Source organism: Anabaenopsis sp. FSS-46, from assembly GCF_029891665.1.
Taxonomy (GTDB): domain Bacteria; phylum Cyanobacteriota; class Cyanobacteriia; order Cyanobacteriales; family Nostocaceae; genus Anabaenopsis; species Anabaenopsis arnoldii.
Genome location: NZ_JANQDG010000067.1, coordinates 20,381 through 37,429, shown reverse-complemented (window position 1 = coordinate 37,429; position 17,049 = coordinate 20,381). Strand labels below are relative to the sequence as shown.

The 17,049-nt window shown below is 42.1% G+C and carries 11 protein-coding genes; 6 read left to right on the top strand and 5 right to left on the bottom strand.

Going from position 1 to position 17,049, the window contains the following annotated elements:
* Positions 1-51 precede the first annotated feature (51 nt).
* The gene (gene treY, locus NWP21_RS07470; RefSeq protein WP_280792197.1) at positions 52-2,859 is read right to left on the bottom strand and encodes a malto-oligosyltrehalose synthase; all 2,808 of its coding nucleotides are present in this window, start codon (positions 2,857-2,859) and stop codon (positions 52-54) included.
* Between the two features lie 23 nt (positions 2,860-2,882).
* Entirely contained in the window at positions 2,883-4,718 is a 1,836-nt protein-coding gene (gene treZ, locus NWP21_RS07465) for a malto-oligosyltrehalose trehalohydrolase (protein WP_280792196.1), read from the bottom strand.
* 364 nt (positions 4,719-5,082) lie between these two features.
* On the opposite strand from treZ, the gene NWP21_RS07460 reads away from it, so the two are divergent.
* Positions 5,083-6,051, top strand: a complete 969-nt coding sequence (locus NWP21_RS07460; protein WP_271734345.1) for an SDR family oxidoreductase — start codon at positions 5,083-5,085, stop codon at positions 6,049-6,051.
* Between the two features lie 32 nt (positions 6,052-6,083).
* Here the strand turns inward: NWP21_RS07460 and rppB are convergent, their stop codons facing one another.
* Positions 6,084-7,460, bottom strand: coding sequence for a two-component system sensor histidine kinase RppB (gene rppB / locus NWP21_RS07455; RefSeq protein ID WP_280792195.1), 1,377 nt, complete (start codon positions 7,458-7,460; stop codon positions 6,084-6,086).
* A complete protein-coding gene (rppA, locus tag NWP21_RS07450) occupies positions 7,457-8,164 on the bottom strand; it encodes a two-component system response regulator RppA (RefSeq protein ID WP_280792194.1) in 708 nt (235 codons plus the stop codon). Before rppA ends, rppB begins: the two co-directional genes overlap by 4 nt.
* 133 nt (positions 8,165-8,297) lie before the next feature.
* On the opposite strand from rppA, the gene NWP21_RS07445 reads away from it, so the two are divergent.
* The 5 genes from NWP21_RS07445 to NWP21_RS07425 are packed head-to-tail and all read left to right on the top strand — an operon-like array spanning position 8,298 to position 14,832.
* Complete coding sequence (locus NWP21_RS07445; protein ID WP_280792193.1) at positions 8,298-8,900, top strand: cobalt transporter; 603 nt, start codon at positions 8,298-8,300, stop codon at positions 8,898-8,900.
* Between the two features lie 5 nt (positions 8,901-8,905).
* Entirely contained in the window at positions 8,906-12,037 is a 3,132-nt protein-coding gene (locus NWP21_RS07440; RefSeq protein ID WP_271733821.1) for an efflux RND transporter permease subunit, read from the top strand.
* Entirely contained in the window at positions 12,022-12,171 is a 150-nt protein-coding gene (locus NWP21_RS07435; RefSeq protein ID WP_271733820.1) for a hypothetical protein, read from the top strand. The genes NWP21_RS07440 and NWP21_RS07435 overlap by 16 nt, the downstream gene beginning before the upstream one ends.
* A 16-nt stretch (positions 12,172-12,187) precedes the next feature.
* Complete coding sequence (locus tag NWP21_RS07430; RefSeq protein WP_271733819.1) at positions 12,188-13,138, top strand: ABC transporter ATP-binding protein; 951 nt, start codon at positions 12,188-12,190, stop codon at positions 13,136-13,138.
* 44 nt (positions 13,139-13,182) lie between these two features.
* Positions 13,183-14,832: a hypothetical protein gene (locus NWP21_RS07425; RefSeq protein WP_280792192.1), complete on the top strand. Its 1,650-nt coding sequence runs from the start codon at positions 13,183-13,185 to the stop codon at positions 14,830-14,832.
* Positions 14,833-14,897: 65 nt separating this feature from the next.
* Here NWP21_RS07425 and NWP21_RS07420 read toward each other — a convergent pair whose 3' ends face one another.
* A complete protein-coding gene (locus NWP21_RS07420) occupies positions 14,898-17,033 on the bottom strand; it encodes a hypothetical protein (protein WP_280792262.1) in 2,136 nt (711 codons plus the stop codon).
* Between the last annotated feature and the right edge of the window lie 16 nt (positions 17,034-17,049).

The window sequence follows — 17,049 nt, the reverse complement described above, 5'->3', positions numbered from 1 at the left end:
TTTATCAAGGCATAGTTTAAGCCACGTTATCGCCAAGTTTTTTGATCCGAGTTACACTTTTTTTAAGAGTGCTACGGGGAAGTTTTGCAGTGCTTCCCCAACTATGATATTTTGATCAGCTTTGAGCTTTTCCCCGGTAATGCTATCTTGCCACATCAAAGACGCGGATGGTGGTAAACTAATATAAGTGTCATCCCAGACTGATAAACCAAGAGGATATTCACCTGCTTGAATTACACTGGTAAGAAAGCGGGGTGCAATGGTAATTATTTGAGCATCACCATGTATTCTCGCAAAAGCAATGATATGGTCTGAGAATTTTCCCCCAGTTTCTAACGGGATATAGCTACCCTCTTGAAAAAGTCTGATGTTTTCCCTTCTGGCTTTTAAGGCTTGGATAGTGAGAAATAACTTGATTCTACCATCTTCTTTGGTGGCTAATAGTTCATCTATCAAGTTTAAAATATCCCTCTGGATTTGTTGTTTAATGAATTTGAGATGATCCTGGCGAATTTCAAAATCAACTTGACGACGATTATCCGGGTCTACCATACTCAAATCCCAAAGTTCAGTTCCTTGATAAAAATCTGGAACTCCTGGGGATGTGATTTTTATTAATGTCTGAGATAAAGAGTTAAAAATACCATAGTAGGCGACCTTTTGCTGAAAGGGTAAAAATTTCTGCCAAAATTTATTTTCTGGGGATAATTTTAACACTTCGGCCACAAATTTAGTTAAAGCATTTTCATAGGTTTGATTGGGTCGCAGCCATGCTGTATAAACTTTAGCTTCTCTAGCAGCTTTGAGTACATAATCTTGAATGCGTTTATTAAAATTGCTATACTCATGTTCAAAAAATGGCAATGCCCCTATGAGCATCTGATATAATTGATATTCGTCATTAGTATCTGGTATGGATAAAGTTTTATTTATACTGGTTTTGTGAACACGGTTAATTTCACAAAATCCATAAACTTGTTTTTGCCATTCTTCGGGTATTTCTGATAAAACATTTAATCTGGCGCGAACATCTTCACCTCTTTTAGTATCATGGGTAGAGGTAGTATTCACCGAGTTTAGCCAACGAGTTTGGCGCTGTTGGTTAAAGTCGTGGAAATCGGTAATACTCAAACCAAATTTAGCTGGGTTTCCACCGACTTCGTTTAAGGAAATAAACCGGTTATAAACATATAATGCAGTGTCTTCAACGCCTTTAGCCATTAACGGACCAGTATACTGTTGTAGTCGCATGACAAAATACAGCCATTGCTCTTGGTCTTCTGGTGTGAGAGAATTTTCATATTCCAGTAACAGGACTTTTTCAATAAAAGTTAATTCATGGTGTAATAGAGGTAGATTTGATTTAGCTTGTTGAATTACTGCTGTGATATATTGGCGGTCTGCAGCTAAAATCTCACTCTGATGGGTATAAGTGCGGTAAATGGGAAATAAAGTGAGGATTTGGGCGATCGCTCTTTTTAAACCATTAATGGTGAAATCATTACCATAACGATGTTTACTCGCTATTTTCTTAAAAATATAAGTTAAATTATCAACATCTCCTGCTAAATTTGTTTCTAAAATTAAGTGTTTTTTATCAACAGTCAGTTGCTCATAGGGGGTTCTAAAACCTGTGAAATTGTAGTAAGTTTTGGTTAAAGCTTGTGCGCTTACAGATTGACAAAAAATACCATTCAGATAATTTAAGAAATCATAACCCGTAGTCCCCTGAACTGACCAGTGGTGAGGTAAATCTTCTCCCGCTTCCAGAATCTTTTCAACTATGATGTATGTATCACCTACTTTTGCTTGTAATCTCTGCAAATACTCAGTTGGGTTATAAAGACCATCAATATGGTCAACTCGTAAACCGGTAATTTGATTTTCCTTCACCAAGTTAGTAATTAAACTGTGGGTGTGTTCAAATACCTGAAAATCTTCACTTTTAACAGAAATTAACTCGTTAATAGTAAAAAACCTCCTGTAATTAATCTCTTCTGCGCCCACCTTCCAAAAAGCGAGGCGGAAAAATTGTTCAGAGAGTAAACTATCTAAAAGATTAAAGCTTTCTGGGTTACCGGGTTGACCATTAAAAAAATTGATATTATTATCAATAAATCCTTTAAAATCTCTATTATCTGTATAGAGTTCCCACAACAATCCTTTGACAAAATCAATTTGGTCTTGTCGTTCCTTTGCTGTGACATCAGCAGGTATATGTTTGACTATATAAAGAATACCTAGAAGTCTGACAAATATGGGGTTATTTCTCCCTAAAACTTCAGATAATTTAGCTATATTTTGATTCAGAAATGTAGCGTAAGATTCCAGTTTAACGGGGAAGCTCCAATCATAATAATTAACACTCAAGCCATTTTGACCATATTTAAGTTTAATTTCCCCATTTTCCAAAGAATCACCATAAAAGTTACCAAGTAAAGGTGCTAATAGTTGTTGTTGATTCTCACCAAATCCATTAACTATGGGAGAATTCCAAGAAATATCAAAATAGTTTGCATAAACAGAATTACTACCATTTTCTAGAACATTCATCAGATATTGGTTTTGGCTATCATAAGCCATATGATTAGGAACAATATCTTGTAACCACCCCATATTATGCTGTTTTAGTTCTGCAACTAAAGCCGCAAAATCTGCTGGTGTTCCTAACTCTGGGTTTAACTGATTAGGGTCAACTATATCATAGCCGTGAGTACTAGCTATTCTGGCTTTAAATATTGGTGATGCGTATAGGTCAGAAATACCTAAATCATCCAGATAATTGACAATTTTTTCAGCCGAATTAAAATTAAATGTACAATTGAATTGAATGCGATAAGTTGCTGTAGGTATGCGCATAGCAAAAATAACTCCTTTTTAGGTTATTCTTTGTCTGTGGGTGTTGATTTTTGATAAACTACAAAACTTTGCTGAGGTAGGGTTAATTGCTGCTGTAATTTAACTTTATCCGGTAACTGTGAACCCCTACCTAACCATTTAGTTGCAGCAGAATCTAAAACTTTAACCCAATTATTACTTGCAAAGTTATGGTTAAACCTAACTTGATAATTATGAAAATTCATGGCGCAAAATATCTGGTTATTTTCCCGACATTTACACCATAAAATTAGCTTTTTATCTTCATAAAATCCTATTTCTAAATTTTCTCTGCTGCTTTGTAATAAAGAGAGATTTTCGCGGCGTATCTGAATCAAATTTTGGTAAAATGATAATAAAACTTGATGCTGACCTGCTTGGCGTTTTTCCCAATTCAGCTTACAGAGGTTAAAGGTGTTAGTTGACTCTGGGGGTGGAGGTTCTCCTTGAGCAGAAAAACCCGAAAATTCCTGTTTACGTCCTTGTTTAACTGCTTGAATTAAATGGGGGTCTGAATGACTAACAAAGTATATAAATGGTGATTGTTCGCCATATTCTTCCCCCATAAATAACAGGGGAATATAGGGAGAAAGCAAAACTATACCAGCAGCTAATTTTAAGGAGTCAAAATTTACCAGTTGCGATAATCTTTCACCTAAAACTCTGTTACCTATCTGGTCATGATTTTGGCTGTAAACTATAAATTGAGATGGAGGGCGATCGCTGGGGTTATTTCCGTGATAACGTTGGCGATAATGGGAATATTGCCAGTCATAAACAAAAGTATCTTGGTAAGCTTTTACTAGATGTTCACACAGACCAAAATCCTGATAGTATCCTGTGCGATCGCCTGTCAACAAACTATATAATGAATGATGAAAGTCGTCACTCCATTGAGCATCAATACCATAACCACCCAACTCAGGTGGGCGAATAATACGCGGGTCATTTAAATCACTTTCAGCAATTAAATAAAGTTTCCGTCCCTGTTGCGCAGAAAGCACAGCTACATTTTCAGCCAGTTCAGCTAAAAAGTGTTTTGCACCCAAATCATAAATAGCGTGAATAGCATCTAAGCGTAAAGCATCAATATGAAATTCAGTTAACCAATATATGGCATTTTGAATAAAAAATTGCCGGACATTATAGCTATGTGCATGATCAAAATTAATCGCACTACCCCAAGGAGTGCGATAAGTTTCTGTGAGATAAGGTGCGAAGCGACTTGTATAATTACCCTCTGGGCCAAAGTGGTTATAAACCACATCTAAAATTACAGCTATTCCCTCTTGATGACAAGCATCAACTAATTGTTTTAACTGCTCAGGGGAACCATAAGAATTATGGACCGCAAAGGGATAAACACCATCATAACCCCAATTGCGTTCTCCGGGAAATTGGGCTACAGGCATAAGTTCAATAGCATTTATTCCCAATTCTCGTAAATCTGGGAGTCGGGGAATAATCGCCCTAAAGGTTCCCTCCGGGGTGAAAGTACCAACATGCAACTCATAGATAATCATGGTTTCCAATGGAATACCAGACCAACTGTGATCACTCCAACCAAAACTATGATTTATCACTTGGGAAGGTCCATGTACATCTAAAGGCTGAAAATGTGATGCTGGGTCAGGTCGAGACTCACTATTATTTAATAGATATAAATATTGTGTTCCTGGAGCAATATCTCTCCCGGTAAATTGCCAATATTCCCCTAACTGCTGCATCGGAAGTAAACGCCGCTGGGGGGAGATAATTTCCAGTGAGACTGTTGCTAAATTGGGACCCCAAACGGTAAATGTACAAACACCATCACCTAAATAATCAGTGCCAATTTTCATAACACCGCCAGAGAATGATTGTAATTTGACTTTAGCTCGGTAATGACGCTTTTTATTCCATCACTGGAAATATTCAGAGGTAGATTTATATAGCATTTCCCATGGTCGTGAGATACAATTTTTTTTAGTTTGAGGGAACAGGGAACAGGGAACAGGGAATAGGGAATTGGTGTGTACTTCATGAGCCTGAAAAAGGCTTTAATGAACTGCAAGTTACTCCTGGACTGGGAATAATCATAATTAGAAATATCTATCTTAAGGTTGTGATAAAAATGTCAATATTTTCTATAGGATTGGTACGAGTATTTTTAAGTAATTAAAGGCAATAACGCTAAATCATACATCCTCTGGTGGAGAAAGAAATATGACACGACCGATTAGAAATTCAGTCATTGTAATTACAGGTGCATCAACCGGTATTGGACGGGCGACAGCTCTAGAATTTGCCAAAAAACGGGGAACATTAGTTTTAGCAGCACGGAATCAAACAGCACTCGAAGAAGTAGCCCAAGAATGTCAACACTTGGGTGGAACGGCTCTAGCCATACCAACCGATGTTAGTAATGAGTCGGAAGTTCAAGAATTAACCCAGCGGGCGATCGCATCTTTTGGCAGAATTGATGTATGGGTAAATAATGCCGCTGTTAGTTTATTTGCCAGATTTGAAGAAGCACCCCCGGAAGTATTTCGCCAGGTAATTGAAACCAATCTATTTGGTTATATTTACGGTGCGCGGGCTGTGTTACCGTACTTCCGAGAACAAGGTAGCGGTAACCTGATCAATGTTTCCTCAGTAGTGGGGGTAACCGGTCAGCCATACACCAGCCCTTACACCATCAGTAAATATGCGATTCGTGGTCTTTCCGACTCTCTGCGCATGGAATTGTATTTAGATAATGCCAAAGACATTCATGTTTGCACAGTACTACCAGGTTCTATAGATACACCAATTTTTCAACACGCTGCCAATTACACCGGTCGCCAAACTAAGGCCATGACCCCTGTATACCCGGCTAAACAGGTAGCTGATGCCATTGTCGAGTTAGTGAATAAACCACAGCGAGAAATTGTCGTTGGTCAAGCTGTATACTTGCAGATATTACAAAAAACCTTAGCCCCAGACCTATATGAACCGATGATGGCAAAGCAAGTTGATCAGGATCACTTTCAGGATCACAAACCAGCCCACATCACCGACGGTAACGTATTTCAGCCCATGGGAGATTATACAGGCATCAGTGGCAATTGGCGAGGTACCGGCGGCATCACATCCCAAGATGTCTGGGATATGGCCAGGGAGACAGCACAGAAAATTGGTTTACCGCTGTCATAGTTTCTGATAGCGATAGCGTGGCGCTAGCCATACTACTCGTGAGGTAGTTCAGTGCCACGTGTTTCTAGCCGTTGTATTTTCAATACTAGCATGAAAATGCTACCTTTTCCCACCTGACTTTCAACTTTGAGAATCCCCTGATGTTTTTGGGCGATCGCCAGAGCAATCGCTAGCCCCAACCCTGTACCTCCGGTTTTACGAGAGCGATCGCCATCAACACGGTAAAAGCGCTCAAAAATTCGCTCCTGATCAGCAAGCCCAATGCCAATCCCTGTATCTTTCACCGCAATCACAGCAGTGTAATCACTCTTGACTAGGCTAACAGTTACATATCCCCCAGTGGGTGTGTACTGAATGGCATTGGCAATCAAGTTTGACACTAAACGGTAAAGTTGGGATTCGTTACCTAAAGTATAAACCTCGTAAGTGGGAATTTGGCAGGTTAAGTGAATATCACCAGCAGTGGCCATCTCTAAAAATTCTTCGGTCAAATCGCTCACCAAATCATTTAAGCAACAAGGAACCGAAAATTGCTCTCCATCTGAATTTTGCTCAAGACTGGTTAACAAGAGTAAGTCCGCGATCAAATGGCTCAATCGTCGTCCTTGGCGCTCAACAGTATAAAGCATTATTTGCATATCCTGTGGATTTGATTGGGGTATGCGCAGAATAGCTTCCACAGTTGCCAACAGGCTAGCCAGGGGCGATCGCAATTCATGGGCTGCATTGGCGGTAAATTGTTGGTGTTGCTGATAGGAGTGGTAAATCGGCTGCATTGCTAATCCTGAAAGCCACCAACTAGAAGTAGCAACCAAGCTCAAAGCAATAGGCAACCCAATGGCCATAATCGATTGAATTCGCCTGATTTCCTGATCAAAATGTTCTAAAGTGCGCCCAATTTGCAAATAGCCCCAGGATGAATCAGCATTGGCACTATGTAAAATCGTGGTGAATTGGTGATAGCGAATACCCTTAGCGGTGCGGAAGGTTTGCCATGAATTGCGGTTGAGAGTTGGCGGCACAGATAGGGGTTGATTGGGTGAAAAAGCCAGGAGTTTCCCTTGATGATTGAACAGCCGAATATAATATGTGGTGCGATCGCTGATACCAATGGTGTGTCGTTGAATCAGGGTTGGCGTAGCCTGACAAGGTTCCCCACTCAAACACAGATCAGGAAAAATTTGTTGCAGCACAGCAGTAGGTTCTTCCCCAGCGGGTAGTAGTGGTTCGACGCTATCGTGTAAAGTTCCCGCAATTGATTCTATTTCGCGCTCCATTGCTGCCCAGTTTGTTTGTACCATTGCTCGATACATCCCCAACCCAGAAACACTCAAAATCACACCCATGACCCCAGCATACCAAAGGGCTAGCCGTAGACGACTGCGCCAAAAAAGTGAGTAGCTATTCATAGCCGAGAATCAAGTTGAGGGTTAAAGCGATAGCCAGCACCTGGAACAGTTTCAATAGGACAGGGACAGCCATGATTTGCTAACTTACGCCGCAATAAGCGCATTTGCGCTGCAACTACATTACTAATAGGTTCTTCTTCCATGTCCCAAAGTTGATGACGCAATTTGCTACCGGGAATGATCCGATTGGGGTTCTGCATCAAATACATGAGCAGCTGAAATTCTTTGGTAGTTAAGGGAATCAGCAGGGGCGTAGACCGATCTAAATTCACTCCTAGGACATTGTTGGCTGTATCCAGAGTAAAACCTGCAACAGTCAGGGTGGATGGTTGTAGTTGAGGCGATCGCCTCTGTAGCGCCCGCAACCGTGCCAGCAATTCTTCCATGAAAAACGGTTTGACCAAATAATCATCAGCTCCCGCATCCAGCCCCGCCACACGATTTGACGGCTGCCCCAAAGCAGTGAGCATCAGCACTGGTAAGGGATTTTGGTGCAGTCTGATCTGCCGACATAACTCCAATCCCGACATTTCGGGGAGCAGCCAATCAACAATCGCAACTGTGTAATCTGTCCACTGGCTTTCTAGCCATAGCCAGGCTTGAGTGCCATCTGTCAACCAATCCACTACATATCTTTCGCTAATTAAGACTTGCTTGATTGCCAGTCCCAAATCCGCTTCATCTTCTACCAGTAAAATTCGCATTGCTCCAGAGAATCAACTATGAGGGAGCTTCATATATTTTACAAAAACATCTGCCATTTCACCTGAATTTCATCTGCCCTTTGGCAAACTTATGGAGAACTTTTGTTTAACCCCTATCTTGTGAGGAGTGATCATGAAATCCTTTGGCCTAATGAGTTCGATTCTGGCAGCCAGTTTAATTGTTTGTGTCCCTACAGTCGGGTTTCCTCATGTCGGACATGGTGATGAATTTCAAGCAACCGGTGGCATTAATCGGGTGAAAGTCAATCCCCAAACCGATCAACTATTAGGTATTGTGGTCACAGCGATCGCCTCCTCTGCTCAAGGCGGGTCTGCCGTGATGATTCCGGTGACAGCATTGGTTGATGCCAACGGTAAGCAGATAGTCTTTGTACAGTATGAGAATTTTTATGAGCCTGTGGAAGTCACCACCGGTGCGACCAAAGGCGAACTAATCGCAGTCACCACAGGATTGTCAGTTGGCGAAAAACTGGTTACTCAAGGTGGTTTGTCCCTATATGCCGAATCGCGCAAAACCCAAACTGCGGATACCCCTGGGACTCCAACAGCCAGTGAGACTCCCACAACCCTAGCTGAAGCAGAAAATCAGGATACTACACAGCAGGCTAGTGGATTACCAATGGGTATCTTAGCAGGAGTCGGTGGTGGAGTCGTCCTTGTGGGCGGTGCGATCGCTGTTATTGCAGGGAATCGCAAGAACAAGGGAGGCGTTTAATTGAGATGTTGAACTCCATTGTCAATCAGATTCTCAAAAACTCAATTACCCAGCGTTGGTTCATAGTTATCTGTGCGATTTTAGTGACCCTGTGGGGAGTGTTCACTGTCACTCAGATGCCACTAGACGTGTTTCCTGAATTTGCGCCCCCCCAGGTGGATATTCACACCGAAGCGACTGGACTAGCTGCAGAGGAAGTGGAATCACAAATTACCGTGCCGATTGAAAGCGCGGTGAATGGTTTGCCAGGGGTAACTACGGTGCGTTCTTCCTCCAAAGTCGGTCTGTCAATGGTGCAGGTGGTGTTTGACCAGGATGCCGACATTTATCAAGCCCGGCAATCAGTGACCGAACGACTCCAACAGGTGACCAATCAGTTACCTGAAGGGGTGCATCCGCCGGCAATTTCACCCTTAGCATCACCATTGGGGACAATTTTACAGTATGCCTTAACTGTGAATGGCCAGGGTAAAACCTCCCTGATGGATTTGCGCCGTCTGGTGGATACTACCCTGAGCAATCAAATTTTGTCTGTGCCGGGAGTCACCCAAGTTAGCGTTTACGGTGGGGATGAACGACAGGAACAAGTGTTAGTTGATCCGGCAAAATTGCGATCGCTCAAGGTTTCCTTGACGGAAGTTACCAATGGGGCTAAGGGTGCAAATTCTAACGCTCCTGGTGGATTTCTCATTGGTGGCGGTCAAGAACTGTTGGTACGCGGTATTGGCCAGGTAAAATCAATTGCAGACTTGCAGCAATCGGTGGTCAAGGTGCAAGATGGGAAACCGATTTTGCTTCAAGATGTGGCGCAAGTAAAAACCGGTGCGGCACTCAAGCGGGGTGATGCTAGTTTTAATGGGCAGCCGGCTGTGGTGATGATGATTAACAAACAGCCTGATGTTGATACTCCCACGGTGACAAAAGCAGTAGAAGCGGTAATGCAATCCCTGCAAACAACCTTTCCCCCTGATGTGCAAGTGAAACAAACGTTCCGGCAGTCTAACTTTATTGATACTGCCATTGTCAATGTCAGCAGTTCCCTGATGCAAGGCATCATCATTGTATCAGTAATTATGCTGTTATTTCTGATGAATTGGCGTACTGCGGTAATTACACTGAGTGCAATTCCTCTGTCACTGTTAATTGGCTTAATGTTCATGAAAGCTTTTGGCTTAGGCATTAACACTATGACCTTGGGGGGTTTAGTCGTAGCCATTGGCTCAGTTGTGGATGACTCAATCGTGGACATGGAAAACTGTTATCGGGGTCTGCGAAGCAATCAGGCCCAGGGCAACCCCAAGCATCCCTTTCAGGTGGTCTATGACACATCTGTGGAAGTACGGTTAGCCGTGATTTTTTCTACAGTGATTATCGTCGTCGTGTTTGCACCAATTTTTAGTTTGACAGGGGTTGAAGGCAACATTTTTGCCCCAATGGGTTGGGCGTATTTGCTTTCCATCTGTGCTTCTACTTTGGTGGCTATGACCCTTTCCCCTGCCCTGTGTGCAATTCTGCTGGCAAACCAAACCCTACCGCCTGAAGGTACATTCATTTCCCGTGGGGCAGAACGGTTATATCGTCCACTGTTAAATCTGTCCCTGCGATACCCTCAAATCATTCTGGGTGTGGCCCTGGCAGCATTGGTTGCCGCTTTTGCGATTATTCCCTCCCTGGGACGGGTGTTTCTGCCGGAATTTCAGGAGAAATCATTGGTAAATTCTATGGTTTTATATCCAGGGGTTTCTCTGGATATGACCAATCGGGCGGGGATGGCTCTGTCTAGTGCGCTTAAAGATCATCCTTTATATGAGTGGGTGCAAGTACGGGCGGGACGCACTCCAGGGGATGCAGACGGGGCGGGAGTAAGTATGGCTCATGTAGATGTAGAACTCAGCGATCTCGCTCTCCAAGACCGGGAAGCCAGCATTAAACAATTGCGGCAAGAGTTCAATAAACTGCCTGGTGTGGCATCTAACATTGGTGGGTTTATTTCTCACCGCATGGATGAAGTGCTGTCGGGGGTGAGAAGTGCGATCGCTGTCAAAATCTTTGGCCCTGATTTAATCGAACTGCGGAAGATTGGCGAACAAGTACAAGATGTGATTCAGCCCATCCCTGGGGTTGTAGATTTGCAGCTCGAACCCCAACTGCCCATTCGTCAGGTACAAATCCATTACGATCGCGCGGCGGCCGCTAATTATGGATTGAGTATGGGGCAGTTATCGAACGTGGTGGAAACTGCCCTCAATGGTCGTGTAGTCTCGCAAGTGGCAGAAAATCAGCAACTCATTGATGTTTATGTCTCCTTGACGGAGAAAGCCCGCAATAGTTTAGATGCCATTCGCGCTATTCCTCTGATTACCCCTACTGGGCAAACCATCGAACTGGGTGCTGTAGCTACGGTAGACTACGGTATGGGAATAAATGTGGTGAATCGGGAAGATGTATCGCGGCTGATAGTTGTTTCGGCAAACGTTGCCGAGCGTGATTTGGGCAGTGTTGTTAGTGATATTCAATCCCAAATTAAACAGAAAATCAAACTCCCCAATGGCTACTTCATCCAGTACGGCGGACAGTTTGAATCGGAGCAACGGGCTACTAATAATCTACTGGTATTTAGTATCTTGGCAGCGATCTTGATTGCGGTGTTGATGTTCTTCTGTGTTAAATCCCTCAGCGCGACCATCGCCATCATGCTCAATCTGCCTTTGGCTTTGGTGGGTGGTATTGTCTCTATTGCCTTGAGTGGCGGTGTGATGTCCATTGCTTCTTTGATTGGATTCATTACCCTATTTGGGGTTGCTGTCCGCAATGGCTTGTTGTTGGTAGACAACTATAACCATAAGTTGGCTCAGGGAATGCCCCTCAAAGATGTGATTGTCAACGGTTCTCTAGAACGAGTTAATGCTATCCTGATGACCGCGTTTACTTCCGCACTAGGTATGCTGCCTTTGGCGATCGCCGGTGGAGCAGGAAATGAAATTCTACAACCCTTGGCAATTGTGGTTTTGGGCGGTTTATTTACTTCTACCGCTTTGACTTTATTAGTCATTCCGGCTCTCTACGCCAAGTTTGGCAAACAGTTTATCCCTCTACACAAACCTGCTTTGATTAACCAAACATGGTCAAACTATTGACACTCCCCACGGCTAGAGTCCGGCGGATTCTAGTTTCACGTTATCGCGATCGCTTTGCTTCGCAGTCCATCGTAATTTTGTCACAATATTTATCAAAGCTGTATCCAAAAGGTATGTTACTATCTCAAACATAACTGCACCAAAACAGCTATGGTAAAAGAATTAGCAATTCGTACCTGCGGATTAACTAAGCAATTTGATCAACATATTGTTGTCAACAATGTTGATTTAGAAATCCCAGAGGGTGAAGTATATGGATTAATTGGCCCCAATGGTTCCGGGAAAACCACTCTCATCCGGATGTTGGTCACTGCTGAACAACCAACCACGGGGGAAATTTATCTTTATGGTCATCCCCTAGAATTTGACAAGAGTAACTCAACTCTCAAGCGTCGTCTTGGCTACTTACCCGATAACTATCCCCTATATGAAGATTTAACAGTCTGGGATTACTTAGACTATTTTGCCCGGTTGTATCATTTGCGGGAACCATATCGTACCCAACGCTTACACGCAGTTTTAGAACTTATCCAACTGGAGAATAAACGTCAAGCCCTAATTTCTACCCTATCCCGGGGGATGAAGCAGCGCTTAGGTTTGGCGCGGGCGATTATTCACGAACCAATTTTACTCATTTTAGATGAGCCGGTTTCTGGACTTGACCCTATTGCTAGGATGCAGTTTCGCGACATCATTACAGCTTTGCAATCTGCGGGAATGACTATTTTAATTTCTTCCCATATTCTCAGTGATTTAGCGGAACTATGCACTAGTATAGGCATTATGGAATTGGGGTGTTTAGTAGAAACCGCTTCCCTGGAAGAAATCTACCAACGATTTTCTCAACAACACATTATCTTATCAACCCCTGGAAGTTTAGAGTTAATCGAGCAGGAATTACAAAACTATTCCTTGGTGCAAAGTTGGCAAAAAATCCCCGGTGAAAACAGTCTCAAGGTCAGTTTTACCGGAACACCAAAAGATGGCGCTGATTTATTGCGTTCTCTGGTTCTATCGGGTTGTTCTATCAGTAACTTTCACAGTACACAAGAAGATTTAGAAAGTATTTTCTTAAAATTAGGGCACAAACAAGCATCCTAACAAGTCAATAATTATCTGTGTATATCTGTTCGGGGAGTAGGCTCATGATGGGGAATATGATCTCTGGCTTAGGTGAATTAAACCCTCAATTCTTACGAGAAATTAAGGGACGTTTAAAAACTCGCAACGTTTTATTAGCATTATTTATCAGTTTTCTCGTTCAGTTGATGCTGTTTATTTACTACCAAGCTGAACTACCAACAAAGGAAAGTATCTATTATTCCCTTCCAGGTTATTGTCAAGGTGAATGGATAAATTCAGAATTTAAATGTGCTGTTGATCAGTATGGTAAGGTAATTATTAATTGGCGAGCATGGCATGATGATGTTTTCTCTTCTCTGAGTCTAATCATCGTTTTTGCTCTTGTGTTGGTCGGAGTTTATTTACTCATCGATGATTTAGCCAGGGAAACCAGCCGAGATACCCTCGGTTTTATACGTCTAGCTCCCCAATCACCTCAAAGCATTCTTGTGGGTAAAATCCTTGGGGTTCCCATCAATTTATATATTGCCATTTTATTCGCAATTCCTTGGCATTTGTGGTTAGGTTTAAATGCTCAAATATCCTTAGAACAGATCCTAATTTTTTATGGCATTTCCCTGGTCTTTACCATTTTCTACTATAGCGGTGCATTACTATTTGGTTTAATAGCTTCTTGGTTAGGTGGGGTTCAAAGTTGGGTAGGAACTGGTTTACTTATAGCTATTTTTCTATTCTATAAAGTTATAGATAGCAGGAATTTTATACCATATACACTGATGGCATTGCAGCTAATTATGCCGCAATATTTCATTCCTAACTCTTCGGGTGATTTCAGCTTTAGGAATTTTCATTGGTTCGGTATATCACTAGGAAATAATGTTGCCATGACTATCAGCTTTAGTTTATTAATTTCCATAGTTGGCACTTACTTTTTATGGCAATCTCTCAAGCGTTGCTATAGTTTATGCCATACTACCATGTTAAGTAAACAGCAGAGTTATCTATTAACTAGTAGTTTTACTATCCTAACTGTAGGAGCCGCTGGTTGGCAAGACTTGACATATCTTAATAAAGATAATATTGAAATTTTAATGTTAATGTTTGCCAATTTCTGGCTATTTTTATATCTGATTGCTGCATTAACACCCCATCGGCAAACAATTCAAGAGTGGGCGAGATATCAGCACGTTTATAGTCATACTTATCCTGGAAAGCACAAATCAATCAAAGATTTAATTTGGGGTGAAAAAAGTCCCAATATATTGGCGATCGCCATCAATGCTATAATTTATGTCATCGGTAGCAGTATACTCATTTTAGCCTTATCAGAGCCTATATTGTATAAGTTAAATATTTTTCTTGCTTTAACTTTTGCATTTACTCTAATAATAATTCATGCAGCCTTAGCACAATTACTTTTATTGATGAAAAATGGGCAGCGGTTGTTATGGACTAATGTGATTTTAGCTGCTGTGATGATCGTACCAGTGGTTTTGCTCACAATGCTTTTTCCGGACTCTGCTCACACTTCACTATTGTTTTCTGTGTTCGCACCAGGACTGCTAATTATATCCTCAGAAACTGCTGCCATAACTAATGCGATCGCAATTATGGGACATATAGCTATTTTCGGGCTATTACTCTGGCAAATTAAACGCCAATTAAAAACATTAGGGGAGTCAGGAACAAAAGCATTATTAAAATCAAGTTAAGGACTAACACAAACAAAAAAAATGGGTGACTAGAGAATGTCCAGAAACCCATTTAGATGATATAGTTACAGTCTGAAGCGATAGATAATCACTTTACCTTTGGCATTTTCTTCTACAAATAGGAGATACTCACCATTATTTCGTCGCATAGCACGAATCCCATAGGGGATATCAATCCAACCACTTTCCGATGCAACTTCTGGACCGGGTGTTAAGTTTTTCACAAACGCCCCGGTTCTGGCATTATATATATATACTTTTGCGGTTTTCCCCGTCACAGCAAAAACATAGTCACCCGTTACACTCATGGCTGAGGTAGAAACTTCACGTTTACCGGTATTATCGTAGGGAACTACTATCCGCCAACGGGGTGTTCTATTTCCCCGACTCCAATTATCAAAACGCACAATCTCAGAACCCACAACTTTAGTATCATCTCCAACCGCTGGATGATCTAGCGTAAAGCCTGATAAATACATGGTATCGGTTTCGGGTAAATACTCAATCCGCCGCAAATCGGTAAACATAGTCGGGGTTGCTTCCTTTTCCATGGATGCGTAGGTATAGATGGGGTTACCATGGTCATCTAGTCCCTGCAAAGGATAGTGTCGGATACCCTCCTTAGTTCGTACGGTTTTCCACACATCCCCTTGAGTATCTACCCACCATCCCCCAATGTAGGGATAATCTTTGGTGTTGTCGTATTCGATGCGATCAAACTTACCGTTATTGTTGCGATCGCGCCAAATCCATTCTCCCTCTTGTGGCTGATCAGGAGGCCAATTTCCCAGAATTGATTTTCCCCCACCCCCACGAGTTCCCACAAACATTCCCGACGGAATCGCGATTTTACCATCCGTCTGAGGATTAAAGCGATAAATTTGCAGAAAACTTTCATACATATCAACCAGGAAAATAAACGGTTTCCCTTGGATACGACGCACCCAAGTAGCATCAGGGGAGGTATGTAACCGTGGATCTTGGGGATATTTGAAAGGATTTAAGGTGTAGGCTTTATAAGTCCATTGCTTACCCGCAGGTTGACTATAATCCATCAAGAATTCTTCTTGTTTGGTAAATAAGCGTACTCCATCACTGGTGGGGTCAGCATCAGCATTATCAACAAACATCAATCCCATTAACTGCCATAATAATTTTCCTGATGATGAAAACTTGCGTAAATCTGTACCTGAGTTGTTAAACCCATTACTATTTACATAGATATTACCTGCAAAATCTGTACCGACTCCCGTCAAACCGTACAGTTTTAAATCTTGGATTTCACCACTAACACCCGCATAAACTCCCCCCGGAGTACCGAAGGTACTCACCAGAACAGGTTGATCTTTAACTTGGTAAATCAGCACTTGCTGACGAGGACCATTTTCTCCTACCAAAATTCGGTTTTGCAGATCAACTGCGATCGCACTGGGTTCTACAATATTGGTTATTTCCTGGGGTAACCGCTTTCCTTCCCGGGAATAATGGACAATTTTCGCGGGATTACTCCCATGTTTGGTTTTAATAATCCAGAGGTTACCCTGTCTATCAACAGCTATCCCCCCCGGACTACCAACGCTAAAGCTGCGTATTTCCTGCATGGTTTCTGTATTATACACACGCAGACGGTTAGTAGCAGCATCACTAACATATAATTCATTTCCCCTAGTTGCTAATCCAGTAACTGGACTTTGGTTACTGACAATTAACATACTTTTATCCCAGCCACGTCCTTGAGCAAAGGGTGCTGATTTCCCAGATAAGTGGTAGCGTCTGACACAATGCCAAGTTGTCCCTTCTGGGGGATAGTCTTGATCTTTCCTATTCACAAAATCTTGGCGCATGCCAATATAAACATATTTATCATTGGCTGTCACAGCCTGTCCTCCGAGACGACCCCAACCGTGAAGATCCGCCAATCTCCCAATCACATCACCATCTTTGTATATTCCCGCCTCTCTACCTGCTTCATCCCAGAGACTATTAGTATAAACTGTACCATTGGGTGCAACATACATGGCCTGAATATAATTTTGTACCCATTTTTCTCCACCACCAAAGGTATTACCAATCCAAGAGGTTTGATATGTCCGTTGAGGGGTTCTGCTATTAACCTCATGATTGGCAAATACCAGAGAAGTCAAAATTATGACTACAGCTATAATAGATACAAAATTTACAAGTTTAAATCTGTGATACATCATAGAGAATTTATAT